The following is a 24,081-nucleotide window of genomic DNA, read 5'->3' on the forward strand; positions in this document are numbered from 1 at the left end:
GCATATCTAACCGTAGTGGGCAAGCGTGTCCACCTCAGCGCCAACCACCGTTCAGCGTTCCGTGTAATGCGCCCGCTGAATGGTCAGGCACCCTCCGCTCCCCAGCCATATTTGCTGCTAATACGTCCGGCGGAGATGTGATGCAGAGCGGCCGCGTGGTACGGCACGGTGCTGACGGGCACATCGTTGAGGGGGAACCAGGAGATGCCGCCGCATTTGTTCGGTTCGGCGTTGTACGGTTCGCCATCCCAGGTGTGGGCCCGGTAGAAGATGCCGAAGCGGGGGTCTTCTCCGGGGGCGCGGTGGTCGATGACGTGGGCGAGTTCGAGGTGGTCGGGGTCGACGCGTACGCCGATCTCTTCCCATCCTTCGCGGACGGTGCCGTGGTCGGTGGGTTCGTCTGCTTCGAGGTGGCCGGAGGGGACCTGCCATTGTCCGGAGGCGTAACCGCCTTGGCGCAGGCTGAGCAGGACCCGGCTGTCGCGGATCAGCAGGAGGTGGACGTCGATGATCCGGCGATGGCGCGGGACGGTGTGAGCTGAGGTCACGGTGAGGGCGTCTCTCGTGAGTCCGATGGGGCAGGCCGCCTGCAACGCCCTCCTACCGGGCTCATTTTGAGCTGCCCATTCGTCCTTGAGGATCCCGTACGTGATGGAGTCGCGCCACGTTTCCCGGACGTAGACGTGCCCGCGGATGCGCCCTTCTTCGACCATGCCGACCGCGAGGAGGGTCTTGGCGGAAGCCTCGTTGAGCGGGGCCCGTGCCGCCCACACGCGGTGCAGGCCGAGTTCGGCGAAGGCCAGGTCTAGGGTCAGCCGTACGGTCTCCCGGCCGTAGCCGACACCCCAGGCGACGGGCCGCAGGGCGAAGCCCATGGTGGCGGCCTTTTGCTGGTGGGGGTCGCTGGCCAGACGGGTGATGCCGATGAGGTCGCCGTCGTCCCCCTGCGTGACGACAGCGAGAACGTACTCATGCCGCCGGGTAGCGGTGGCTGCGGCGATGCCCCGGGCGACGATGCCGCCGACCTCGTCGCGCGTACGCGGGGTGAAGCTGAGGTGTTCGGTGGCCGCCGGGTCGCCGTAGATGGCGTGCACGGCGTCCACGTCGTCGGCGGTCAGCTCGCGCAGTTTGAGGCGTGAGCTGTGGCGAGTCACCGGGTACATGCCGCGGATGCTATCTGCCAAGGGCCAGACGGAGCAGTGTGCAGCGTGCGTCGAAGATGGCGGGGTCCGGCTCCTGGAGGGCACGATCTGTCCATGCGCATTCTCATTATGGGCGGGACGTGGTTTCTGGGCCGGGCTGTAGCCGAGGAGGCGCTGCGGCGCGGGTGGGAGGTGAGCACCTTCAACCGTGGGCGTTCTGGCCCGGACGTGTCGGGGGTTCAGGCGCTGCACGGTGACCGGACAGATCCGGAGGACCTGTCGACCCTGGCATCGTACGGGCCGTGGGATGTGGTGGTGGACACGTCGTCCTCGGCGCTGCCGCCGCGCGACGTCCTGGCCGGCGCCCGCACGCTTCAGCCCGTCGCCGAGCGGTACGTGTACATCTCGACGGTCAACGCCTACCGGGGATGGCCCAGTGAGCCGCTGACCGAGCAGTCGGAGCTGCTGGACGGGCCGCCGGATGCGGACGCCGAGTACGGGCGGCTGCCCGAGGGCTGGGATGGTCCGGACTGGTATTACGGGCGGCAGAAGGCCGGAGCCGAGCGGGCGGTGCTGGAGACGTTCGGGGAGAAGCGGTCGGTGCTGCTGCGGCCGGGCGTCATTTTGGGACCGGGCGAATATGTGGGGCGCCTGCCCTGGTGGCTGCGCCGGGCCGAGCGTGGTGGGCGCATCCTGGCGCCGGGGAAGCCGGGTAAGAGCATTCAGCCGGTGGATGTGCGCGATGTCGCGGTGTTCGCCCTGGAGCAGGGGGCGGCGTCAGTGGGCGGGGCATACAACGTGGTGGCGCCGATCGGTCGCGAGACGATGGGCGGCTTCCTGGAGGCGTGCCTTGAGGTGACCGGGCGTCGCGGCAAGCTGTCCTGGGTACCGGATGCCTTCCTGCTCGAAGCGGGCGTGGAGCAGTGGACGGAGCTTCCGTTGTGGCGGACCCACGCGGGGGTGTGGAACATCGACTCGCAGGGGGCGCAGGCGGCCGGGTTGGTGTGCCGGCCGCTGGCGGAGACGGTGGAGGCGACGTGGCGGTGGCTGCGCGAAGGGGGTGTGCCGGTGGCGCACTCGCGGGCTGCAGAGCATGGCCTCGACGCGGCCCGGGAGCGGCACCTCCTGGCGGCTTTCGATGGTTGGTCCGCGTCAGGTGTCGAGGGCGAGGTGCACTGATCCACCCAGGTTGCGTGAGACGGACACCGCCGAGAACTCCTCGATGCGCTCACCGAGGTCGGAGGCTTGGGCTGCGGTGCGAAAGTCCGGGTGGGTGAGCTGGGCGCGGGCGGCGGCGAGGCGTTCGAGGACACCGGCACCGCGCCAGTCGCGGGGCACGTCGAAGACTGGCTCCAGGGCCTCGCAGGCACCATCGAGTTCGCGGCGCAGGAGGCGGGCGCGGGCAAGGTCGGTGGAGGCTTGTGAGGAGATGAGCATCGGCCGTGCGCCGTCGGGGCGCTCATCGAGCAGGCGCAGAGCGTGGGTGGCGGCTTCTTCGGCCCCGGTGGCGTCGCCGACGAGCAGGAAGGTGGTGGCGTTGCTCATGGCCAGGCGCTCGGGTGTGAAGCCGAATTCCCCACCGATGTCGTCGTGGAGCTCATCGCGATCGCTGTGGTGGGTGTCGAGGGAGTCGCGTACGGCCCGGACGGCTTGCTCGCGGTCGCCGAGGTGGGCGTGGGCGCGGGCTTGGATGACGGCGAGGCGGGAGCGGGCGGTGGCGCCCAGCCCTCCGAAGCCCTGTGCGGTATGCACGAGGTTGAGGGCGTCGGAGGGGCGTCCGCTCCAGTAGGCGAGGAAGGCGAGGGCGCCGTGGGCGTATGCCTGCAGCGGGCCGTGCTCGATGATCTGGCCGTAGAGGATCGCCGTGCGCGAGTGCTGGACGGCCGGTTGCAGGGCGCCGAGGTCGAAGCAGACGGCGGAGAGCATGGCCGCAGCCTGTCCGGCGGTGAGGTAGAGCTGCTCTCGCTGGCGCAGTATCTGGGTGCGTTCGAGCTTGTCCTGCGCGTCGAGGAGCAGTTCCTTGGCCTTGCGGTGCACTTCGGGTGGGGAGGTGCTGTTGTAGGTGCGGGCGATGTCGAGGATCGCGTCGTGCAGCCGGTCGAGCGATATGTCCGGCACCGTGAGGGAGGCGGCGTCCTCCGCGTGAGCGGCAGCGTCGCGAGCGGTCATGTCGAGTTCGCTTTCTTCGATCGTGGAGACGGCGAGGGCCCGCAAGGAGGCTTCGGGGGCCGGTTGGAATAGGGACCGCGCCGGGTGCCCGTACATGTGCTCCAGGATCAAGGGAGCGGGGTGTTGGGGGAGGGTCTGCACCTTTCCCGATGTCCAGCGGCGAAAGGTGATTTCGGAGACGGTTGCTGTGGCGATGCGTCGATCCTGTCGTTGCGCTGCGACTTCCCTCGCGGCCTCCTGGTAGTCCTGCGCGAAGACCTCGTAGGTCTGGTGGGCGTCGTCCACCAGACGCTTGAGCAAGGTGGGAGCAGCTTGCGGGGCCACGTGCACTCCTTTCGGCTCGACGGGACTCGGAGCCTGACCGTCGTCCACGTCACTTTTCCCTAATGTCCCGCAGGCGCAACTGCTTGGCGCCAGGTGATACTCAGGCGACACCACCGTGCGCGGGCAGCACCTCAGTGAGCGGTGAAGTGATACCCGCGTGAGATGGCGGTGTTGGGCGCCTGAGCGGGATTCTGTCTACCCGCTTGGCCCGGCATCACCGCTGGTGATGACCGTGCGGCCGCTGTCCTTGTACTCGCGACGGTGAACGTCTACCGGGTCGAGCGGGCTCCGGGCAACGCATCAAACCTGCGTCGCTCCCACAACTGGCGCGTACCGCGTTGGCATCGAAGGCTCTTCGCGAGGCTTCCGTACACCGCGGTGCAGTGTTCGAAAGGCGTTCACGATGCCCCTGAGTCCCGTGTGCCGCTCACCCGCCGGCGCTCCGCCGAACTCGCCGCAGCGTATGCCACTACAGCCGCTTCCTTACCTTGGAGCGCACATGTTTTCCCCCGCTAGAGCCACGGCCCCCGCCTTCGAAGGCACGCGTCCGCCGTTGATGAGGAAAACGGCGCACAGCACGTGGCCACCGCAACGCCCTTGGGGTGTCGAGGAGTTAGAGCGGGCGTTGGTCTGCCTTAAGGCTGGGCGTGACAGCGACATCATCCGCGCGGCTGCCCATGCGGCCGACGCGGTGTTGATGACGGACTCGCCACTGTTGGCGGACGCCGAGGTGCACCGCCGCATCGCCGGGCTGAAGAAGCACCTCAGGGAGGTGACGGTCCTTCTGAGGGACCAGGCCGCTGACGAGGCGCCGCAGGTGCTGCGGCTGCTGCTCGCGCGGGCCCGGCATGTGCAGCAGGAGACGCCGCCCGGTCCGATGGGTCCGACGCTGCACATGGTGCATCTGGCGGAAGTGCTCCAGCAGCAGGTGCGCTACCTGCGGGCGGGCCCCGACGCTTTGAACCGCTGCCCGGCCCCGCCCGCCGTCACCGCGCGCCTGCCCCGGCGCCGCACCGGGCCGGTCGCCCCCCGGCCCCCGGCACCGCCTCGGGCCCACCGTCGGCGCGCGGGCTGTGCGCGCCGCGCCGCTGGGCTGCTGCGGCGGCACCCGGGCGCGGCCGTGCTGACGGCCGTGGTGTGTCTGCCGTCTCTGTACGGCCTGGGCGAGCTGGTCACCGTCCTGCGTGCTTGACGCCGGCCGGATCTCCGGCCTCTAGTGCAGCCCCTTCGCCGGGCCCCGTGGTCCATGCCTGCCCCGGCGAAGGGGCCCACCCCATCCATTCCCTCGCCTCGAAAGAAGACATGACTTCCCACCTACTTACGGCTAGGCGCCTAGCCACCCCCGTCCTGTTGTGGTCGGCGTGCCGCCCGGTGCCAGCCCGGCAGTACCTCGGGCGGGTGCGTATAGAGCGCACCCCCGCCGGGACGATATCCGTGCCGCTGTTCGCCAGCGCACCCCTGCCCTCCACCGCCCCGGGGCCCCTTCGCACTCCGGGGGACGCGTCGTGAGCGGCATCGAAGTGAACGTCCGCGATGAAACCGGCTGGTCCGGCAGGCTGGCCCGGCTGGTGCGGCAGGTGCTGGCTGAGGCGGCGCCGCGGCTGGAGGAGATCACCGGCCTGGCCACGCCCACGGTCACCTTCCGGCTGGTGACGCCCCGCGTCTGGCGGAAGGAGGTGGTGGCCTACGTCGAGCGCGGCGTGCAGCAAGCGTTCGCCGGTTCCGAGGTCTACGAGCGGGAGCGGGCAGAAGCCGCGCAGAAAGTGGCGTCCTGGCGCAGGAAGGCGGCGTGGACCTGGCCGCTGCAGGAAGGCATGACGCTGACCGATCCGGGCGGGCGCCCGCAGACGCTCATCGCGCCGCGGGCTTTGCACCACACCGGGCTACGGCCTGATCGCCTGGCCCTGCACCGGTTTCTGGTGCACGAGTGCGTTCATCACGGGCAGATCCTCACCAGTCAGGGCGCGGTCGTACCGCCCCGCCTGTCGGTGCGCCGCTACGCCTGCGACGACCGGGCGGTGCCCGCCTTGTTCGAGGGGCACGCCGAATGGGCCGAACGCCGCTACACCAGCGAGACATTCGGCGGGCCGCCGGCCGCGAACGTCTTACGTCGCTCGTGGCGCTACCGGCTGCACCTGCGAATCATCCGCGCGCAGGACCGCCACGCACAGCAACACACCACGACCGCGGCGGAACCGCCTGGGGCTGCCCTGGACCCCCGGGACGACGGGGCGCGGTTCGTCGCCGCGGCCATGGCCGGACTCGGTGACGTCGCGCGGTTCAACAAGGTCTGGCACGACCTGAGCCTGGTGCCGACCGCCGAAGAGATCACCCAGCCCGAGGCGTGGCTGCGGCGCGTCGGCCTGTGAACCCGCACGTCTTGAGCCCCGTACTCCTTCAAGGACAGAGAACGAGCCGCCCATGACCATCCCGGCAATCGCACCAGCAGCACCAGGCACCGGCGTTCCCTGGCCGCCGGGCCTCGTCCCGTACGTCACCCGCTGGAGCGCCGAGCACGAACTCCCCGCCCCCGTCGTCCCCGCCCGTGGCGGGGACGGGATCGCCTTCGCGGATGAGCATCTGCACGACCGGGACCGGCACGGTGTGCTGTGGGTCCGGCGCCAGGTGCACCAGGGCGGGGGAATCCCGCTGTTCTCCAAGGTGCACTCGGTGCGGCAGCGGTACGCGATGCGGCGCCTGCGCTGCCAGGCATGCCGCCAGCCGGCCGACCGCAATGAGCAGGGCCTCTTGTGGCTGCTGGAAGACGGCCGCGCCGACCGGCCGGACTGGCCGGAAGGGGAGCTGACTGCCCACCCGCCCGTCTGCCGTGGCGGCTGCGTGGAGAAGGTCACCGAGCAGTGCCCGCACCTGCGGGACAACTGGGTCACCGTGCGTGTGCGCGAACCGCTCCTCGACGGCATCTTCGGACGGCTCTACCTCCCCGGCCGGCCCCTGCCCGTCCCGGCTACAGGGGTGACCCGGCTCTACGACGCCCCGGACGTGCGCTGGGTGCTGGCGTCCCAGCTCGTGGCCACCCTGGCTGGCTGCACCATCGAGTCGGCCTGGGCCCCACGCCCCTCCCCCACCACCGGCGCGCGTCCCGGGCCCGCGCCGTCACGCACCGGTGTCCGACACGCTCGAAGGAGAAGGAGCCGATGACTCCGCCCCCGGTCGATCCCGCGCACGTCACTGCCCGGGAGAAGCAGATGCTCACCCTCGTTGCGCAAGGCAAGTCCAACAAGCAAATCGCCGACGTGCTCTGTGTGGCCCCGACGAGCGTGCGCACCTATCTGGTCATGCTGCGCCACAAGCTCGGCGTCCGGGGGCACCGGGCGACGCTGGCCCGCGTCGCCTTCCGCCTCCGGTACGTGCATCCCGGCACGGCCGAAGGCGAGGCCCCCGCGCTGACTCGCGACGAACAGGGTCTGTTGCGGGACGTGGCCGACGGCCTGACGTTGAACGAGATCGCTGCCAAGAACGGCGAGAGCTACGACCAGGCCAAGGTCGGCGTAGCCCGGTTGCTCAGCAAGCTGGGGGCCGACGACCGCATAGAGGCGATGCGCATCTGTGAGCAGCACGGCCTCCTCAACGAGGACGCCGACGGCTGCGGTCCGCCCCACGCCGCCCGGCCCGAGAAGGCCGCCTGAGACAGCCGCTCGGTGCACCGGAGCGATCCTCCCAGGCCCACCGGGCGGCACCCACTTCCCCGTACACCACCACCCCGAGGAACACGATGCCCGAGCAGAACACCAGCGACCAGGACAACCAGAACGAGGACCAGGACCTCCCGTCGAAGGGGCTGGGCTGCATCGGCTGCGGCACCACCGAAGGCCACTGCACGGACCCCAACCGGCACGGCCTGATGTAGCGGCCGTCAACGTGTCGTGAGAGGACTGCTCATGTGCCAGCACCAGCCGCCCTGCCCGTCGGCCGAGGCAACCGACCGGGACGCCGCCCACTTGGTCGCATCCCACCCGGAACAGGGCTGGAGCCTGTTGTGCAACGGTGTCGTGCACTTCGAGGACACCGGAGACCTGCTGCCCGACGGCCAAGTCATCCGCCCGTGCCGCCCGGGCCGCCGTGAAGTGGCAGGCAGTGTGACGTGACCTACCTCCTCAACCCCCGTTCGCGGCTTGTGGACGGAACAGTCTGGGAACCGTGCGAAGCACCCGCGGCTGCCCTAAGGGCCCCGCACACCATGGACGTGTCTCCGGCGATCAAGGGTGCTTTCTCGGGCATTCACCGCATCGATACCTGGTTCGGTGCCTGTCTCCTGCGGGCACTGACCATGCACCTGATCGTCGCCGGCACCTGGAGGCATTCGGCCGAGCGCGGGCTGTACTGCGTGCGTGACCGCAGCGCGAAGCATGGGCTGTGCCACCAGATGGTGGTGGGGGCGACCGGGCTGCGCGCGTTCGAGTACCGCACCGGTCACAGGGCGGCGCGGTGCGGCCTTGCGGTGAACCCGCCGCCGGAAGGGGCGCGGTCGTGGCTTCCTCCGGCGCGCGGGGAATTGCCGCCCGCTGACAGCATCGTTCCGTGGCGCTACCTGTTGTCGTTCAGTTCGTCGCTGCCAGTGCGGATGAACGAAGACATGGTGGGCACCTACGTCCGGCTCGTCGGCGGCGGGAACTCCTCTATGTCGATCGCCGATGCCTACGTGGCCACGGCGCATCGCGCGGCCGCTGCCGCTCGGCTAGCTCCTGACCAGGCGGGTCGCTACGAGGTCAGCGACGGTGACGGTCTCTTGTGGCAAGTGCTGGTCGACCGTCGCATTCACGAAAAGCCTCTCGTCAGGGGCGTCCGGCTTTCGGTGGGGCGGTTCAGGAAGCCCGTTCGGCGTATGCGCACTCCGGGTGTTCCCTTCCGAGTGGGGATCGCTGGTCGCCCGCCGCTTGCGGAAGGCCGCGAAGCGCAGCGGACATGTTGATGGATCCGGGGCTCGGAGCGAAACGCGAAGGCCCCGGTCCGTGGACTCAGGGCCTTCGCTACACCTCTTGGAAAGGGTGCTGCCAGACTAACAGTGCGCAATGACAGTCAGTCCAACCGCTCAGTGCCCCGCAGGCGGCGACCGATGCTTCGTCTGAGACTGCTTGAACGCCCAGGTCATGAGCGTGGTCCCGGCGCCTGCGCTATCTGGTAGGCCCGTGATGCCGTGCATGATTCTCCTGCTTCGGCGGTAGCCGTGGGGCCTTCACTGCGGCACATAGGAAGTGCGGCTCCGCTTCAGTAGTAACTTCCCGAAGTGATCGCCCTCATAATCGGCGGGCGGGGCGTGTATGGGCGAGATCAGGACTTCTCATAACCACCGTGACCACTGCGGCGCTTGGGCTATTAGCAGCCAAAGTGGCTCAGTCGGCATGAGAGGCCAGAGCGGTTGAGGCGGAAGCTGTTATTCGAGTGAAACATGAGGCTCGTGTGGCTTCCAGGTCGCCTGTTTTCCCTGAGCGGGCGAGCTCAAACCTTTACTTCAGGGACGTCTGGAACGTCGAGCATGGAGCCGTTAATCGCACGGACGCTCGACTCCGGGTTGGTAGCTTCCTCCTCGTCGTCCCAAGGGGGGCGACATGATGAGAAGGGGGAACAAATGACCATTGTTCGCCGTATCGCTGGCGTTGGGCTTTCGACCGTTGCCATGGTGGGGGCCATGGCGGCCTTCGGGCCGTCGGCGCAGGCCGCACCTGCCATTACCGCTGGCACCTCCTGCGTCAACACCGGCAGTGGCAGCCTGTGCCTGTCCGCCGATCCGAAGGGTTACAACATCAGCTACCACAAGACGCGTGGCGGCAAGGCACACGCGGACTTCAACCTGGTGTGTGACAACGGCCGTTGGTTCGGTGACGAGGGGTCGTTCTACATTTCCGCGGGGCAGGTGCGGACCTACGTCTTCTCCGTGGGCAGCCAGGGCGCCTGCCGTGGCAAGCTGATCGACAAGAACAGCGGCGGCACCTGGATGACCGGCAAGATCAGCCGGTAACCAAGGCCAACGCCTGGGCGCGTGAGCGCCCCAGCACCAACGCGGGGCCGGAGCGGGCTTTCCCCTCTCCGGCCCCGCCGCTGTTATCCCCCGCCGGCCGGGCGTCCTCTACCGCTGGAACAGGTTGCGCCCCACGTCTGAAGGCACCTGTTCACGGACTGGCGAGCTGCCGGGGCCAGGGCGGCTCATGCCAGGAACGGGTACGGGGCGGACGCGGTGCAGCAGCACCGCCCCGTCCCGGCGCCACACATCCTGATATCCATGGGCCAGCAGCAGACTGATCCGGTCGCGCTGCTCGGCCACTGCGGCAAAAGGAAAGGCGCGTTCCTTCTCCCGCATCAGCACCCAGTCGGCTCCACGCGGGATCCCATCAACAATGACCACGTCGGCGCGGGACGTCAGTCGAGGAGCGATGACGTTGTCCGCCTCGACCGTCGCACCGTCGGGAATTCGCTCAGCAGCCTCAGCTAGGGCGCGCTTGTCCGCTGAGGGCCGCCATGAGTCTGGGTAGGCAAGGATGCCTAAGCCGAGGAAGACCGCGGCCGCCGAGCTCAAGGTCACTGCGACGACTGCCCATCGCATCGAGAGCCGGCCTCCCCTGGCACCGCGACGTGCTGGTCGGCTTCGATGCAACCGCACCAGGGTTTCCAGGGAGGCGGTGATCAGGATGGGCCACAGAAATGCGTCGTAGTGGTTGATCACCGGCCAGTGGTTGGGATTGTCGGACAGGATCCGTTCCGCCAGTAACGGCGCTGCCAGGAGCATCGTCAACGAACCGAGCGGCAGCAATGCCAGCGTGCCCAGTAGCCACGCCAGCATGGCCAGCTTGATGGCTGGGGTGAAGGCAACCTGAAGAACCACCCATGGCTCGGTGAGAATGTGACGCAAGGCGTCGCCCGGGCCTGCTCCTAAGCGGTCGTAGGACCAGTAGTAGCCGGCGGGGCTGCCCATCGCTGGCAGGAACCATGTGATCACTACAGCAGAGATCAGTGGTCCGGCCGCCATCACCGCAATACCTACTGTCCGGCCGGTGCGATGGTCTGAGCGGTGTGCACGTATCGCCAGTACCAGGCCGAATAATCCCGCCACCAGTCCCATGTCCTCTTTAACCATGCACAGCAGGGCCGCCCACAGTGCCGCGAGGCCGTAGCGGCGGGCCAGTCCCCGCTCAAGCATCAGCAGCGTGAGTGGCACCGCGAAGGCCACCTCGTGGAAGCCGGTATACGAGGCGTTCAGCAGCGGCCAGCCCAACGCGTACACCAGCCCCGCTCCATCAGCCGCTCGCCGCGCGACGGATGGAGTGGCATCTGCGAAGCAGTGCCGGGCGATGCTGCGCACCACGGGCACTCCGAGGGCGAACAGTCCAGCCTGCGCGATGATGAGCATGCGCGGGTCGTCCCACACCCAGTAGAGCGGCGCCAGCAGCGCGAGCACGGGGGAGAAATGATCGCCCAGGAGGGAGAATCCGGGCGGGAACTCATGGTGCACGTTCTTAATCGGTGACCTGGGCAGCTCAAAGTGGGCGTAGGACCGAATCGCCTGGTCGAAGATTCCAAGGTCGAACCCCGTCACCCGTAACGCCGTCCAGGACTGGAATCCCAAACCACAGCACACGAGAAAGCACAGCAGAGCCAGGGCCCAACCCCGTCGCCTGTCACTGAGCTGCGGCCTCCGGGCCGACACGCGCAGTTGCTGCAGCGCCTCGACAGCGCCACCTGTCCCCTCATCGCATCTCTGGCGTGGCAGACACACTGTGTCCTGATTCGCTATTCGGCCCCATCGGCGACTCATGCCGGTGACGCTACTTCCCTCCGGCGCGCCACGTCGCAAAACTTGATCTATTAGCGCCACACAACCCACATCCGCGCCAAGCGCGCCAGTCAAGCGCGAACACGCGCAGCGCCGATTCCTGGCCGCCCCTGCAGGGATGGCGTACCGCCGGGCCACACGTTGCATCCGCAGCGGCGCTGCGGAGCATCGTCAGCTTGTCCCTCACTTCGCTCGTGGGCATCCTGCGGGCACCCCGAAGGGAGCGTCTCCGTTAGGCGTATTCTGCTACTTCTGGTTCGGGAAGGGAGACCGTTGTGGCGAAGCCGCTGCTGTTTGGCCGTAAAGAGATCGCGCGGGTGTACAACATCGCGCCGACAGCGGTCAGTGACCGCTGGGTGCCGGCGGGGATTTTGACGTACGAGGATGCGGCGATTGTCTCCGGCAAGCCGTTTTGGCCGGGTGGCCTCGTCGTAGATGTTGCGCTGCCGCCCGGAGGCAAGGGCCGCCAGTTGGATGAGGGTCTGCTGGAGAAGGTGGTGGAGGAGCAGCAGGCGACTTCGCGCCCTAAGAAGAAGGGGGAGCTTCCTCCTTTGGTGGGGACGCAGGAGTATGGAGAGTTGTTCGGGGTCGGCGAGGTGGCCGCCGCCCAGGCAGCGACTCGGAGCACGGGGATGCTGCCGCCGGCGGACTACGTGCTGTCGGGCTCGCGCTTGTGGCTCCTGGACACGGTGCTCGACGCCGCCGATGTGACGATGCAGAAGTCTCGGAAGTCGACTTGGCAGCTTCGGCAGGATGTGGCGGACGCGTTGCGGACGGGCCGGTACGACGGGCCGGGTTCGTTCATCGCGAAGCGTGGCGTGGCCGCGAAGAGGGCGCTGCAGGAGCGGTAGGCAAAAGCAGGTGGCGGCGTCTGGCCGGGCGCCGCCACTGTTTCCGGAGTTGACCCCCACCCCAGGCATAGTAGAATCTATTCAACGAAGGAGGGGCGCGTTTGATCAGGTGCGCCCCATGGCGCAAAATAGGCCGCAGTTTTTGAACGGAGGGGAAGTATGGTTCCCGAACAGCTGGAACTGCCTGTTGCGCCCTTGCGGCACCCCAAGGCACTCGGCAGCGCCAGCATCCAGGATCGCTTCGAGTCGTTTCACCAGCTCAACCCATGGATCTTGGACCAGTTGGAGGCGCTGACCTCCGACTGCATCCAGCAAGGGATCGAACGCGTGGGCATCGGCATGCTGTTTGAGGTTCTGCGCTGGCAGTACGGCAGGGCGACCCGCGGCGAGCCATGGAAGCTGAACAACGACTACCGCTCCAGGTACGTGCGCAAGCTGATCGACCTGCACCCCGAGTGGGCGCGCCTCTTCGAGCTGCGGGGCCTTCGTACGGCCTGAAAATAGGCCGCCTCTTTTGATTCCTCTTGGACTGGAGCTACCGCATGAGCACCCCTACCGTTCCGAAGTTGCGCACCCGCAAGCCGACGGGCGCCATCCCTTGGCCGAAGATCTTGCTTGAAGGTGAAGAGAAGGCGGGCAAGAGCTTTCTGGCCGCTTCCTTCACCGGCTGCGACCGCACCGGTCAGGCGTACTGGCTGGAGCTCGGCGAGGACACCGCCGACGAGTACGCCGCCGTGCCAGGGGCCGACTACCTGCTGATCGAGCACAACGGCACCTACCGCGACATCCTCGGCCAGATCGAAGCCGTGCACGCCGAAGCCAAGCGCGCCGCCTCCGCAGGCGAGCCCCCCGTCGTGCTGGTGATCGACTCGGTTTCCCTGCTGTGGCGGATGCTCGTGAACTGGACGCAGGACCGCGGCCGGCGCAGCAAGACCGGGCAGAAGAAGCTGCGCTTCGACCCCGACGCGGAGATCAAGCCGGGCATGAACCTGTGGAACGACGCCACCGAACGGTGGAACCGGGTGATGTACCTCGTTCGCACCATGCCCGGCATCGTGCTCCTCCTGGCGCGCGGCAAGGAAGTCCAGGCCGTCGACGGCGCGGGCGAACCCATACCGAACACGAAGACGTGGCGCGTCGAGGGCCAGAAGTCGCTGGCGTACGACGCCACCGTGTGGGTGCGGCTGCTACGCGGAGACGATCACGCCTACGTGGTGGGCGCCCGCTCCCTGAAGTTCCAGGTCCCCCGCGAGGGCAAGCCCAAGGCGATGCCGAACTTCTCGGTCGAGTCGCTGGTGTTCGATCTCATGGGCTGCGGCCCCCACTCGGCGCCGCGCCAGGCCCCGCAGTTGACCGGGGACCTGGCTCAGCCGTGGATCACGGAAGTGGAGGAGACGGCCGAGAAGCACGGAATTCCGGGGCTCCAGAAGCTGTGGAAGAAGGTCGGGGCAGACAAGACCTTGAGTCGGGACGAGGTCAACGTGATCCGTCATGCGATCACCCAGCAGGTAGCGGCGTTGAAGAACCCGCCGAAGATCGAAGATCCGACCAGCGACGCGGCCAGGCTACGAGCTGCGGCCCTCGCCGAGCAGGACGAACAGGGCGAACCGGAGCCGGATCCGTTCGATGAGGCCCCCTACGCCCCCGCCGCCTGATCTTCCCTGTCTCGTTTCACGCTGGGCCCGCTCGTGCGGGCGGGCTCGGCGTGCCCTCTTGGAGAACCGCGTGACTGCAACACTGACCGAGCCCGCCCCGGTGTCGATCTGGGATGCTGCTGCCGCCGTCGACGCCCGGCGCCCCCGGTCACAGCAACGACAGCTCGGCGCGTCCGACACCGTGTGCCAGCGCCGTGCCGGATACGTCGTACACCAGGTGCCGCCCACGGATGCGCCGGACAAGAAGGCCGCGATCCTCGGTACCTATATCCACGCCGGACTGCTGGAGTCTGCTCGCACCGAGTACGGCTGGCTGGTGGAACGCACGGTCGCTGATGGCCGGATCCGCGGACACATCGACGTCGTGCAGTTGGATGCCGCGACGGCCGCTCGGCTGCCGAAGCGGCACCGGCCTATCCAGCCGGCCGAGGTTCTGACGGTCGAGGACGTGAAGACGAAGTCGAGCCGCGTGTGGGACCGCGTCGTGCGGTACGGGCCGACGGCTGCCGAGGTACGGCAGGTCCTGCTGTACGCCGATCTGCTGCGCACGGTCGGGTTCGCGGATGTGCCGGGGCAGCGGTACCTGCACCGGATAGGGCCGGTGGACGTGCAGCGGATCCGCTTTCGCTTCGTGTGTCGGGATACCGGCGAAGAACACATCGACGAGTTCGACTTCGATCCGTGGCTGGCGGACGAGGCCCGGTGGTGGGTGGGCCGGGTGCTGGAAGCGGACACTCCCGAGGAACTGTCCCGTGATCACGATGGACCGGGCTTGCCCACGAAGACGCTGTGCGATTTCTGCCCATGGGCGTCGGCGTGCTGGCCAGGGGCGGCTCCGGGCAGCCCGGTGCAGACGGTCTTGGTACACGATGACGAGGACCGGGCGGCTGCGCTGGCTGAGTACGTGCGCCACCGTGAGCGGGAGAGCACATCCCGGAAGCGCAAGGAAGTGCTTCGGGCGATGCTCGACGACTCGCCGGAGGGCGCCTACGGGGACAACACGCTGCGCTGGGGCGGTGGCAACCCGAAGGAGGAGCCCGACCTGGAGGCGCTCGTTGACCAGTTCGAGAACGCCGGTCTGACGGTGCCGCTGGTTCCTGACGTGAGCGCCATGGTGGCCGTAGCCCGTCGCGCCGGCGTGGCGGTGCCGATGCGTAACGCGGCGGGACGGACGACTCCGCGCAGCATCAACGTCACGCGCACCTCTAGACGCCCCTGACGCCCTCGTGAGCGGCCCCGCACGAACGTGCGGGGCCCGCCTTCCCTCTTTGATCTTTTTGAGCCCTGTGCTGCCTTGGAGGCATGTTCCGTGACCATTCTGCGCCGACACCTGACCTCTGGGTTCACGGTGATGCCCAACGCGGCGGTGAACGATGAGCGGCTGAGTTTCCGGGCGCGGGGCATCCTGACGTGGCTGATATCGAAGCCGGACAACTGGGAAGTGCGGATCACGGCGATCGCGGCTGCGGGGAAAGAGGGCCGGGAGGCCGTGGCGGAGGCGGTGCGGGAGCTGAAGAGGCTCGGTTACTACCGGGTGGTGACCGACCGGGGCCCGGGTGGGCGGCTCTCGCGGTTCACCGAGGTGTACGACACGGCGCAGGACTGGGCCGCTGAAGAGTACGAGCGGCTGGAGGCACGACGGTTGTCCAGGAAGCTGTCCAAGAAGCTGGAGTCCGAGGCGCAGAGCCCGTCGGGGACCGAAGACGGGTTTCCGGGGGTCGGTGCACCGGAGGTCGGTGCACCGGAGGCGGGTGCGTCGGGGGTTCTAAGTAGTAACCACAACCAACACCTTCAGAAAGAACTCCCCCTACCCCCGCGGCTGTCGCCGCAGGGGGGCCAGTACCCACGGGCGACGAGAATCCAGTGGCCGCGGTGAAGGAGGTGCCGGGTCGGGCGTGTGCTGCTCATCCGGATGCTCCGGGGCGTTCGTGCCGAGGGTGCGGGACGAGTCCGCGCGCCCAGCGCGAGGCGGAGAAACGGGCAGAGAGGGAGCGGGTCAAACGGGCTGAGCGGTTGGCGAACGAGGACATGTTGGCGGAGGTTCGGCGCCGGCCGGGCGGGGACGGCTTGTCGGAGGTGGCCCGGCGCCGGATCGAAGAGATGCGTAGGGCGCGGCAGCAGGTGGTGGACCAGGGCTCTGGTGCGGGGGTGACATCGACCATGAAATAGGCCGTCGTTTATTATTCCGGTTGCGCTGATAGCCGACCGATTGACCACACCTAATACGAGCCTCACCCGATAGGCCCAGCAAGCGCCACCCAGCCTTGCACCGCGAGCCCACACCGCACCCGAGGGGGTGCAACACCGAAGCGAACGCTCAACCAGGCCGCTTAATAGGCCGCTACTTTAGAGAAGGGGGAGACATGGTGGACGCCTTCGTAACCGCATCGGACACCCCACAAGAGTGGGCCGACCTGAAGACAGAGCCCTCCGGAATCACGGCGGAGCTGAGGGACGAAGACCGACAGATGGCCGTGCACGGGTTCTTCGCCCCGGCCGAGCTGCTGGAGTTCGTCGATCTCACCGACGCCAGCGCGCGCACCGCGTGGGCGGTACGCCACTTCGGGCTGCCGACAGCTCCCCGCCGGATACGGCGCGTGGAAGGCGAGCCTGATGCCGGGGCCTCAACCTGCTGGACCCCCGACCCGGCTGGGTTCACGTACGAGGTGCAAGCACCTTCGGGCACTCGCGCCGGACGCCTGTCGTGGACAGAAGTGCATGTCCAGGCCACCGAGCGACTGACCCCTGTGCGCTATGGAGCCCTGCGCCAAGCGGTCGAGGTCGAGCAGGCTCATGCGGCCGCATATACGACATGCCCCCTTCCGTACCGGACGGCCGAAGCGTGGAACGAGCTCTTCTACCGCTCGTGGTCGCGCCGTTCGGCCGCTCTGTCTCTGCGCTCAACGGCCGCGCTGAACGCCATCGTGCCCGCCGCCGTGGCCCACCCGCCCCTCTTCTGACGCCGCGAGGAATTTCCGTGATCACCCCCACCAAGCCGTCTACCTGGATCGATCTCGTACCGTGCGCCGCCAAGGATGGCTATGTGCCCGACGCTTCGCAGGTCGACTCGCCCAGCGACCTCATCGCCGCAAGCACTCCACTGATGCAGAACTGTGCGGACTCCTGCCCGTTCATCTCCCGGTGCTACGAGCGGGTGCGCCCGGAAGCCGGGCGGTTCGACGGCGTGTGCGCAGCCCGGGTGTGGATCAACGGAAGGGTGGTCGCGAAGGCCGAGGGCGCTCCGGCATTGGGCAAGCTCCCGTCCCGCGCGGGGAGTTGCGGCACTAGCGGAGGGGTGGCCGGGCACGGGCGAGTGGGGGAGCCTTTGTGTGGGGAGTGCCGGGAGGTGGCACTGCGCGCGCAGGTGCGCTCCGCCGGCCCAGCGAGCATCCGCAAGCGGTCACGAGGCAAGAGTTCCGTCGCGTCGGCCGCATGATCGAAGCGCGCGGCGGGTGAGGTACACACCCGGACGAGCCGCTTCTCCAGGCGCTGGGCTCGATCGTCCGTAATTGACACCCCTAACAGGCATAGTAGAATTTAGTTATAACAGGGAGGGGAAACCCGCCTGATGAACGAAAGGACCCCCGTGAACGCACCTACGCCCGACCCGCTGACCGTCCTGGCCACCGCCACCGACTACGGCCTCACCGAGCGCCAGGCCGAAGCCGCGCTCCTGCTGGCCGCGAACTACCTGGTCGACACCTGGCAGTTGCACGCAGACGCGATCGGCCAGGATCGCGCCGACGGATCGGCCATGGAGCGATGGGCCGAGCAATTCACTCCCTGTCAGCGCCGGGCCGTACTTGAAGAGTCCATCACCGTCGTTCTCGCCGCTGGCGCCGATTCCTCCCAGGTGCCCGGGTGCTCGTTCTCCGCCCCCGGCTGCCCCGCGTCATGCGCACCAGTCGGCCCCGCGTGCACATCCGCTGACGACCACTGGCACGCAACGGCCCGCCGCCGGCCGGGGCGGGCCGCGTCATACCCACTCGCCCGAAAGGAGAGGCAGACATGGGCTCCGTCGACTTCTACATCACCGCCTCCGGCCCCACCCTCGAAGCCGCTTTCAAGCAGGCACGCGAGGACGCCGCCGGGGAGCACGGCCACGGTGGCTACACCGGAACGATCGCCGAGAAACACGAGGTCACGCTCATCCATACGGTCCCGCTCACCGAAGACGACGCCATGAAGCACGCGTACGGCCTGATCGACATATGCGACCCGCGCGTGGACGACAAGTGGGGCCCGGCCGGGGCTCTGCCCATCCGTGCGGATGGTGAAAGCACCTGGCTCCTCTTCGGCTGTGCCTCCTACTGACACACCGCCGCTGGTTGCACCCGCAGCCGGCGGCCCGACACCTCTTGGAAGGACTTCACGCCCTGATGCTGCATAGACGCCTGCCGCTGCTGGCGGTTGCCGACGTGATCAGCAGTCTCGACCTGAATTCGCGGCAGGTCCGCCGTGCCACCACAGCCATGGAGCACATCGTGCAGCGGGCCTTCGCGCGGCGCACCAGCGCCAAACGCCACCTCAGTTACGAAGAGTTCGCGGACACCGTGCCCGAATGCCACTGGACGCTGATGTTCGAAGTCTGCGCACTCATCCACCTCGAACGTTTCGCGGAGGCGTACGCACTGACCAGCGCAGCGCAAGCCCTTCACCCTTCCCCGGTGCCGACCGCTTCCCCGGCACTGAAGCACCGCTAATTGACCGAGCCGAAGAGGAATTACTCGTGTCCGACCACGCATCCCTGCACCGCACCCTGATAACCACTTCCCGTTTCCTGGCCGATTTCTCTCACCCGGATCCGCACCTCGTGCTTGCCAACCACCGTGCCCTACTGCACTTGTGGGGACAGCTTTCCCCCACCCGCCGATGCCGGTTGCTGCTGGTGGCCTCATGGGCGGCACGCAACGCTCAGGCTGTGCGGGGGACGTTCCACGAGGACCGCTTTGCCCACGAACTGATCGATGCCACGCGCAAGTGGACGGCCGACAAGCCGGGCGGCTCCCTGGAACAGTTCTGCGACGGGGTGCATCCCGCCTTCCTTGCCTGCACCTGGCTGACCTGCAAGGCGAACAACGAGCTGTCCCTGCTGGTCTTCCTGTCCCTGGCCGTACTGCTGTCCGCGGGCGGCTCCGGGAGGCAGATGTGAAACTCGGCGACCCCGTCTGGTTGCGTTACGCCGATGGCCGCCACGTTCTCGACGCCGAGGGCCTGCCCGTGGCCTTCGAGATCACGGCCGTCGACGCACTCGCCGCCAGTACCTGGTACCGGCTGACCACCGATCACCCAACTGCCAACGAGATCTTCAGCGGCTGGTACACCCGCCACCGCGTCACCCCTGTTTCGAGGCGGGGCACCGAAACCCCCACGAGGGGCGCAAGCGATGGTCGAGAGACGACTTCCAGCGCGGTGACTTCGCGAAGTACCGCGGCACTTGGTACGAGGTACTGCGGGTCAACAACCGGTCGGTGACGATCCCGCACCTTCACCTCCACGCCAGCGGGGGCCTCGTGCGGGCCGAGGATGTCCGGCCCGGCTGGACATGGACGGCGCCTTACGACGGACTCGCCGGCCGCATGCCTGCGGAGGAGATACGACAGCACCAGAAGGCACCCGCCTCCTAGTTCCGTAACGGTGCGTAGTTGACCCACCCCATAACGGTAGTAGAATTTAGTTAACGGGTGAGGGGGTGCCACACCCCCTCACCCTTCACGACCTCAAGGAGACACCTGACCGTGCAGCTCGACATACATCCCGGCAATACCCGGCAGGACGCCCGCTCCCTCGACTTCTACCTGGCCGCCCTCGCCCCCACGCCGCGCAACTTGATCTCGGCCATCGTCGCCTTCGCCCGCATCGACGAACTCGGCTGGGCCGCCCGCTCCGGCTACCCCGGCTCCGATGTCCAGTGGCCCGTCCAGTGCATGGTCTGCGGCTGGCAGGGCGAACGCTTCTACAGCCACCTGCGGCGCGCCAAGCCCCTCAAGCGCCACCAGAAGTGCGCACCCGCGTCCGACCACGCCCGAGCCCTCAGCGCCCTGAACTCATACGCGACGAGCACCTGCCCTTGCCGCACCCCTCACCCCACCAGGGAAGAAGACGTGGCTCGTCTGATCGAAATCTCCATCCGCGCCTGGCGCGAGTCCGACACCCGCCGCCTCCTGGCCGCACTCAAGCACCTCCTCGACCCATGCCCCGCTACGGCTCAGCGCGCCGCAGCCGCCAAGGCGTACGCCACCACAACCCAGAAGTGACCAGAACCGGAAGAGAGCACATGACCGCCCCCGCCCCCTACAAGCCCGGTGACCGCGTCTGCGCGGTGTACGACGCCCAGGACGGCCCCGCCATCGTCTACAACCGCTTCGTGATCGAGGTCGGCCCCCGCGAGGAGTACGGCCACCGAGTATGGATCGACCTGCCGGAAGACGCCGTCGGCGGAACCGTCGGCACCTACCACACCAGCATCGCCAACTTCACCCTGATGGACATCCCACTCCACCTCCAAGCCCCACTTCGGATTGGCGCCAACACCCACTGGCACGCCGACCACGCCGCGCCCGGCTCCACCCGGCCGACCTGGCCACGCGGGCGCCACCACGCCCGCGTGGACGTTCCGCTCACTCGCGACGAGCGGGAAAAGCACGCGGCGTTCGCCGCCCTCTACTCCGAGCACTGGATACGGCACGACCCAGCCGGCTTCGGCCTGTGGCTGTCACGCATGGTCTCCGAAGCATGGGGAGACGACCGGTGAAGCGCACGCTCCAGCAGGCGGAGGCGTTCCTCGGTGCGTGGCGCGTCGTCTTCCATGAACCCACCCGCGACAGCGGCACGTCGTCGTACCTGCTGTCCTCCCGTACGGCCAGCACCGAAGCAGCCGCCAGGGCGACCGCGAGCCGGTGGCACCGAACGGCAGCCGCAGGAACAGCCGGGCAGCGCCTCACTCAGATGGTGATCTGCGAGGTGACCTTCAGGCCCAGCGCCTCATGCCGGGGATGCGCTCTGGCCTGGGCAGCCCGCGCGGATGCTGGCACCGCCGAGCCATCGGAACTCCGGCTGCTGATCGAGGAAAACGAAGCGAAAGTGGTCGGATTCGGCAATTCCGTGGCTGACGTGATCGCCTCCGCCAGTCCCGAAGACATCTGGGACGTGGAGCCCTACCGGGATCCGTTCGGCCGGGTGAACTGGGCGGACGTTCGAGCCGACATCGGCAAGGCGGCGATGAGTACATTGCGGCAGACGCCCTACGGGCTGCTCTGGCTCGACCAGGGCTGACTACCGGACTCGATCATTTGACCACATCGCCACCCATAGTAGAAGACGCACTACGTGGACGGTCCTGTCACGGTGGCCCGCCCGATTCGGCGGGCCACCGCCCGATTGGAGAAACACCATGCCCGACAGCCCCAGCGATCTCCGCACAGAGAAGGCTCCGGCCCGTACGACGATCACCGATCCACCCACGCTCGCCCCGCACACTCCGGCACGGATGGAGCGCGCACGCCTGATAACGGCCACCGCGGACGCCCGGCCATCTGCGCGAGGGCGGTACGGGACTTGGCGCATGTGCATTCGTCGGCCCGAGGACAGCCTCGCGCAATGGCACTACTTGTTCTCCACGAAGCGCGCTCGCACGTTCAGCCAGGCCCACTGCTTGGCGTACGAGCTGCACTCCGATCCCATGGAGCGGCAGGGGCGGCCGCCGCTCGGCAAGGGGGTGGCGCTCGGCGCCTGGACGTTCACCCCGGCCGTGCGATCGCGTGAGCGCGCGGTGGCGTGGGCCGTCCTGATGGATTCGGCGGAGACGGATCCGGACTTCGACTGGTGACCGTCCGGCGACAACCCCCTGTGGCGCCGCCGGCTTCGAGACCTGCACGACTCCTACCGGAATCGGGTCGTGGCGTTCGGCAACAACTACACCCAGCTCTTCACCTCGGCGGTCGGTACGCGTGCCGACTGGGACCTGGAGCCATACCGGGACCGGTGCGGGCGGATCGACTGCTCCACGGTGGCCGCAGTGATTGAGGAGCACGCGGATTTCACCACGCGGGTCACTCCATATGGCGTGCTGTGGGTCGGCCGCGAATAACTCGCCGTAGCCGTACCGCAGTTGACCATCTTCCTTAACATAGTAGAATTTAGCTAGGAGGTTGAGGGGAGCGCCTCGACCCTGGCCCGTCCCGCACCCGCGGGGCGGGCCGCCGCATTCTCACCATCCCGACAGGACCCTCATGACGCAGCAGCTCGACCTCTTCGCCGACCTCCAGCCGGCCCCCGCGCGGCCGCAGCCCAAGGCCCCGGTGACCTTCGCCGCCAAGCCCAGCCGCAGCACCGCTCCGTCTTCACCCGCGCCGCGGCCAGCCAAGAAGCAGCCCAGCACACCGGCACGTCCGCGCACCATCAGCGTCTGCCCCGCGAGCGACCCCCATGCCCAGGCCATGCAGGTCGGCGAAGCCGTCGCCGGAGCTTGGCATCGACAGCACGGCGGCAACCACACACACGTACCGATCGGCATCGTGGCCGCCCTCAGCCTGATCGGCCAAAAAGATCCGAACGGGCCCGATCTCGCGACGCAGATCCTCAGCCTGAACGACACAAACCTGATCGGCATGTACCGCGAGATCTGGTCCACCCACTGGATCCGGCGCCCCGACCTCATCGACCGGGCCCGCATCCTCCACGAGTGGCTGAACGACACGGACATCGACAAGAACCGCATATCCGCCGTTCGCGCCGTCACGGAAGCGGCCCTGAAGAATGGCCTGCTCGCCCTGACCGGGTACGCCGACCCGTACCTGCGCTCCATGACCGACGTGCTCTCGCCCGTGATGATGCTGCTGCGGAGCCGTGGCGCTCAACAGGGACTCGGCGAGTTCCACACCCCGGCTTCCGTCGCGGGAGCCATGGCTGAAGTCGTGAACGTCAGCGCAGTCGTGGACTTTTTGGTGGCTGCCCCCGAGGCAGGCCGCCCGCGGCCAGGCCAGCACATTCACGACCCGGCCGGCGGCAGCGGCGGCCTGCTGCGTGCCGCAGCACAGAACCTGCGCGAGAAGGGCCTGGACCCCGCCGACTTCCAGTGGTCGATGTGCGATATCGACGAGATCGCTGCCGCCTGCGCAGCCGTCAACGCCATCGTCTGGGGCCTCGGCCCCCGCGTCACCGTGGCCTGCGCCGACACCCTGGCCAACCCCAGGGCCATCGAGGAAGCCGCCCGGCACGCCCGATCCGTGATCGAACACCGCGACTCCATCCTGGGCAAGGCGAAGCTCATTGCCGCGGTCCGGCAGGCGCAGCAGCTCCTCGACCAGGCCCCGGAGTGCGCCGCGTGAACGTGATCAGCTACGGCGGTGGAGTGCAGAGCACTGCCCTCATGGTCCTGGCTGCCCGCCGCGAGATCCCGTACCGCACTCTGCTGTTCGCGAACGTGGGTGACGACAGTGAAGATCCAGCGACGCTGGAGTATGTACGGCATGTCGCGAGACCGTACGCGGCAGCCAGCGGTCTTGACCTGCACGTCCTGCACCGCACACTGCGCGCCGGCGGAACGGAGACGCTGTGGGGGCGGATGATGCGGAAGGGCTCTCGCGCGCTGCCCATACCCGTCCGGATGCCCAACGGCGCGCCTGGCACGCGGGGTTGCACTCGGGATTTCAAGATCCACGTCACGGGCAGGTGGCTCAAGGCGAATGGCGCGGCATCCGGCAATCCGGCGACGGTCGCCGTCGGCATCTCGCTCGATGAGATCGCGCGGGCGGCCAACCGGCGGGTTGAGCCGTACGAGCGGCTGGCCTACCCGCTGCTCGATCTCAAGCTCCGTCGGGTCGACTGCCAACAGATCATCTCGGACGCGGGCCTGCCGATGCCGCCGAAGAGCGCATGCTGGTTCTGCCCGCTGAAGTCGCTGGGGGGCTGGAAGGAGATGCGTCGCGACCGTCCGGGGCTGTTCCTGCGTGCCTGCTGCCTGGAGGAGTCGCTGAACGAGACGCGGCTGTGGGGCGGCATGGGCGACGCGGTGTTTCTGACCCGTACCGGCCGGCCTCTGCTCGAAGCGGTCGAGGCAGCGCAGGAGGAGCTGCCCTTTGATGTGGGCTGCGACTCCGGCTGGTGCATGACCTAACCCCCGCCTGACGTGCATCTTCGCAGTTGACGCCCCC

General features: G+C 68.0%; 28 protein-coding genes. 25 read left to right on the forward strand and 3 right to left on the reverse strand.

Going from position 1 to position 24,081, the window contains the following annotated elements:
• Window positions 1-83: 83 nt before the first annotated feature.
• Window positions 84-1,163: a GNAT family N-acetyltransferase gene (locus EJG53_RS43620; RefSeq protein ID WP_218041921.1), complete on the reverse strand. Its 1,080-nt coding sequence runs from the start codon at window positions 1,161-1,163 to the stop codon at window positions 84-86.
• A 93-nt stretch (window positions 1,164-1,256) separates the two neighbouring features.
• Between EJG53_RS43620 and EJG53_RS17010 the strand changes: the two genes are divergently transcribed.
• A complete protein-coding gene (locus EJG53_RS17010) occupies window positions 1,257-2,321 on the forward strand; it encodes an NAD-dependent epimerase/dehydratase family protein (RefSeq protein ID WP_125045565.1) in 1,065 nt (354 codons plus the stop codon).
• On the opposite strand, the gene EJG53_RS17015 is transcribed toward EJG53_RS17010, so the two are convergent.
• Window positions 2,295-3,635, reverse strand: coding sequence for a hypothetical protein (locus tag EJG53_RS17015; protein ID WP_125045566.1), 1,341 nt, complete (start codon window positions 3,633-3,635; stop codon window positions 2,295-2,297). The genes EJG53_RS17010 and EJG53_RS17015 overlap by 27 nt on opposite strands.
• 697 nt (window positions 3,636-4,332) lie before the next feature.
• On the opposite strand from EJG53_RS17015, the gene EJG53_RS17020 reads away from it, so the two are divergent.
• The 8 genes from EJG53_RS17020 to EJG53_RS17050 all read left to right on the forward strand — a co-directional run bounded on the left by EJG53_RS17020 (window position 4,333) and on the right by EJG53_RS17050 (window position 9,612).
• Window positions 4,333-4,827 (forward strand): hypothetical protein, encoded by a 495-nt coding sequence (locus EJG53_RS17020; protein ID WP_125045567.1) that lies wholly within the window; start codon window positions 4,333-4,335, stop codon window positions 4,825-4,827.
• 313 nt (window positions 4,828-5,140) lie between these two features.
• Window positions 5,141-6,004 (forward strand): hypothetical protein, encoded by an 864-nt coding sequence (locus EJG53_RS17025; RefSeq protein WP_125045568.1) that lies wholly within the window; start codon window positions 5,141-5,143, stop codon window positions 6,002-6,004.
• 52 nt (window positions 6,005-6,056) lie between these two features.
• Window positions 6,057-6,794, forward strand: a complete 738-nt coding sequence (locus EJG53_RS41520; RefSeq protein WP_174856419.1) for a hypothetical protein — start codon at window positions 6,057-6,059, stop codon at window positions 6,792-6,794.
• Window positions 6,791-7,282, forward strand: a complete 492-nt coding sequence (locus EJG53_RS17035; protein WP_125045569.1) for a LuxR C-terminal-related transcriptional regulator — start codon at window positions 6,791-6,793, stop codon at window positions 7,280-7,282. The genes EJG53_RS41520 and EJG53_RS17035 overlap by 4 nt, the downstream gene beginning before the upstream one ends.
• 86 nt (window positions 7,283-7,368) lie before the next feature.
• Window positions 7,369-7,503: a hypothetical protein gene (locus EJG53_RS43360; protein ID WP_280526775.1), complete on the forward strand. Its 135-nt coding sequence runs from the start codon at window positions 7,369-7,371 to the stop codon at window positions 7,501-7,503.
• Window positions 7,504-7,534: 31 nt separating this feature from the next.
• Complete coding sequence (locus EJG53_RS17040; protein WP_125045570.1) at window positions 7,535-7,741, forward strand: DUF5999 family protein; 207 nt, start codon at window positions 7,535-7,537, stop codon at window positions 7,739-7,741.
• A 92-nt stretch (window positions 7,742-7,833) separates the two neighbouring features.
• The gene (locus tag EJG53_RS17045) at window positions 7,834-8,565 is read left to right on the forward strand and encodes a hypothetical protein (RefSeq protein ID WP_125045571.1); all 732 of its coding nucleotides are present in this window, start codon (window positions 7,834-7,836) and stop codon (window positions 8,563-8,565) included.
• Window positions 8,566-9,222: 657 nt separating this feature from the next.
• The gene (locus tag EJG53_RS17050) at window positions 9,223-9,612 is read left to right on the forward strand and encodes a hypothetical protein (protein WP_125045572.1); all 390 of its coding nucleotides are present in this window, start codon (window positions 9,223-9,225) and stop codon (window positions 9,610-9,612) included.
• Window positions 9,613-9,720: 108 nt separating this feature from the next.
• Here EJG53_RS17050 and EJG53_RS17055 read toward each other — a convergent pair whose 3' ends face one another.
• Window positions 9,721-11,184: a DUF2079 domain-containing protein gene (locus tag EJG53_RS17055; protein ID WP_244955183.1), complete on the reverse strand. Its 1,464-nt coding sequence runs from the start codon at window positions 11,182-11,184 to the stop codon at window positions 9,721-9,723.
• A gap of 512 nt (window positions 11,185-11,696) precedes the next feature.
• On the opposite strand from EJG53_RS17055, the gene EJG53_RS17060 reads away from it, so the two are divergent.
• The 16 genes from EJG53_RS17060 (at window position 11,697) to EJG53_RS17135 (ending at window position 24,044) form a co-directional block, all read left to right on the forward strand.
• Window positions 11,697-12,272: a hypothetical protein gene (locus tag EJG53_RS17060; RefSeq protein WP_125045574.1), complete on the forward strand. Its 576-nt coding sequence runs from the start codon at window positions 11,697-11,699 to the stop codon at window positions 12,270-12,272.
• Window positions 12,273-12,431: 159 nt separating this feature from the next.
• Entirely contained in the window at window positions 12,432-12,770 is a 339-nt protein-coding gene (locus EJG53_RS17065) for a hypothetical protein (protein ID WP_125045575.1), read from the forward strand.
• A gap of 44 nt (window positions 12,771-12,814) precedes the next feature.
• The gene (locus tag EJG53_RS17070) at window positions 12,815-13,927 is read left to right on the forward strand and encodes an AAA family ATPase (protein ID WP_125045576.1); all 1,113 of its coding nucleotides are present in this window, start codon (window positions 12,815-12,817) and stop codon (window positions 13,925-13,927) included.
• Between the two features lie 70 nt (window positions 13,928-13,997).
• Window positions 13,998-15,146, forward strand: a complete 1,149-nt coding sequence (locus tag EJG53_RS17075) for a PD-(D/E)XK nuclease family protein (RefSeq protein WP_244955184.1) — start codon at window positions 13,998-14,000, stop codon at window positions 15,144-15,146.
• Window positions 15,147-15,236: 90 nt separating this feature from the next.
• Window positions 15,237-15,803 (forward strand): hypothetical protein, encoded by a 567-nt coding sequence (locus tag EJG53_RS17080; RefSeq protein WP_125045578.1) that lies wholly within the window; start codon window positions 15,237-15,239, stop codon window positions 15,801-15,803.
• Between the two features lie 487 nt (window positions 15,804-16,290).
• Window positions 16,291-16,887, forward strand: a complete 597-nt coding sequence (locus EJG53_RS17085) for a hypothetical protein (RefSeq protein WP_125045579.1) — start codon at window positions 16,291-16,293, stop codon at window positions 16,885-16,887.
• A gap of 1,048 nt (window positions 16,888-17,935) precedes the next feature.
• Window positions 17,936-18,241, forward strand: coding sequence for a hypothetical protein (locus EJG53_RS17090; protein WP_125045580.1), 306 nt, complete (start codon window positions 17,936-17,938; stop codon window positions 18,239-18,241).
• Between the two features lie 65 nt (window positions 18,242-18,306).
• Window positions 18,307-18,630, forward strand: a complete 324-nt coding sequence (locus EJG53_RS17095) for a hypothetical protein (protein ID WP_125045581.1) — start codon at window positions 18,307-18,309, stop codon at window positions 18,628-18,630.
• Window positions 18,631-18,848: 218 nt separating this feature from the next.
• On the forward strand, window positions 18,849-19,079 hold the full coding sequence (locus tag EJG53_RS17100; protein ID WP_125045582.1) for a hypothetical protein: 231 nt from the start codon (window positions 18,849-18,851) through the stop codon (window positions 19,077-19,079).
• 586 nt (window positions 19,080-19,665) lie between these two features.
• Window positions 19,666-20,184 (forward strand): hypothetical protein, encoded by a 519-nt coding sequence (locus EJG53_RS17105; protein ID WP_125045583.1) that lies wholly within the window; start codon window positions 19,666-19,668, stop codon window positions 20,182-20,184.
• A gap of 20 nt (window positions 20,185-20,204) precedes the next feature.
• Entirely contained in the window at window positions 20,205-20,681 is a 477-nt protein-coding gene (locus tag EJG53_RS17110) for a hypothetical protein (protein WP_125045584.1), read from the forward strand.
• Entirely contained in the window at window positions 20,678-21,202 is a 525-nt protein-coding gene (locus EJG53_RS17115) for a hypothetical protein (protein WP_125045585.1), read from the forward strand. The genes EJG53_RS17110 and EJG53_RS17115 overlap by 4 nt, the downstream gene beginning before the upstream one ends.
• A 289-nt stretch (window positions 21,203-21,491) precedes the next feature.
• Entirely contained in the window at window positions 21,492-21,755 is a 264-nt protein-coding gene (locus EJG53_RS17120) for a hypothetical protein (RefSeq protein ID WP_125045586.1), read from the forward strand.
• Window positions 21,756-21,824: 69 nt separating this feature from the next.
• Window positions 21,825-22,016 (forward strand): hypothetical protein, encoded by a 192-nt coding sequence (locus tag EJG53_RS17125; protein WP_125045587.1) that lies wholly within the window; start codon window positions 21,825-21,827, stop codon window positions 22,014-22,016.
• A gap of 142 nt (window positions 22,017-22,158) precedes the next feature.
• Window positions 22,159-23,256 (forward strand): N-6 DNA methylase, encoded by a 1,098-nt coding sequence (locus EJG53_RS17130; RefSeq protein ID WP_125045588.1) that lies wholly within the window; start codon window positions 22,159-22,161, stop codon window positions 23,254-23,256.
• Window positions 23,253-24,044: an adenine nucleotide alpha hydrolase family protein gene (locus EJG53_RS17135; protein ID WP_125045589.1), complete on the forward strand. Its 792-nt coding sequence runs from the start codon at window positions 23,253-23,255 to the stop codon at window positions 24,042-24,044. Before EJG53_RS17130 ends, EJG53_RS17135 begins: the two co-directional genes overlap by 4 nt.
• Window positions 24,045-24,081: the final 37 nt, after the last annotated feature.

Source organism: Streptomyces chrestomyceticus JCM 4735 (assembly GCF_003865135.1).
GTDB classification, from domain to species: domain Bacteria; phylum Actinomycetota; class Actinomycetes; order Streptomycetales; family Streptomycetaceae; genus Streptomyces; species Streptomyces chrestomyceticus.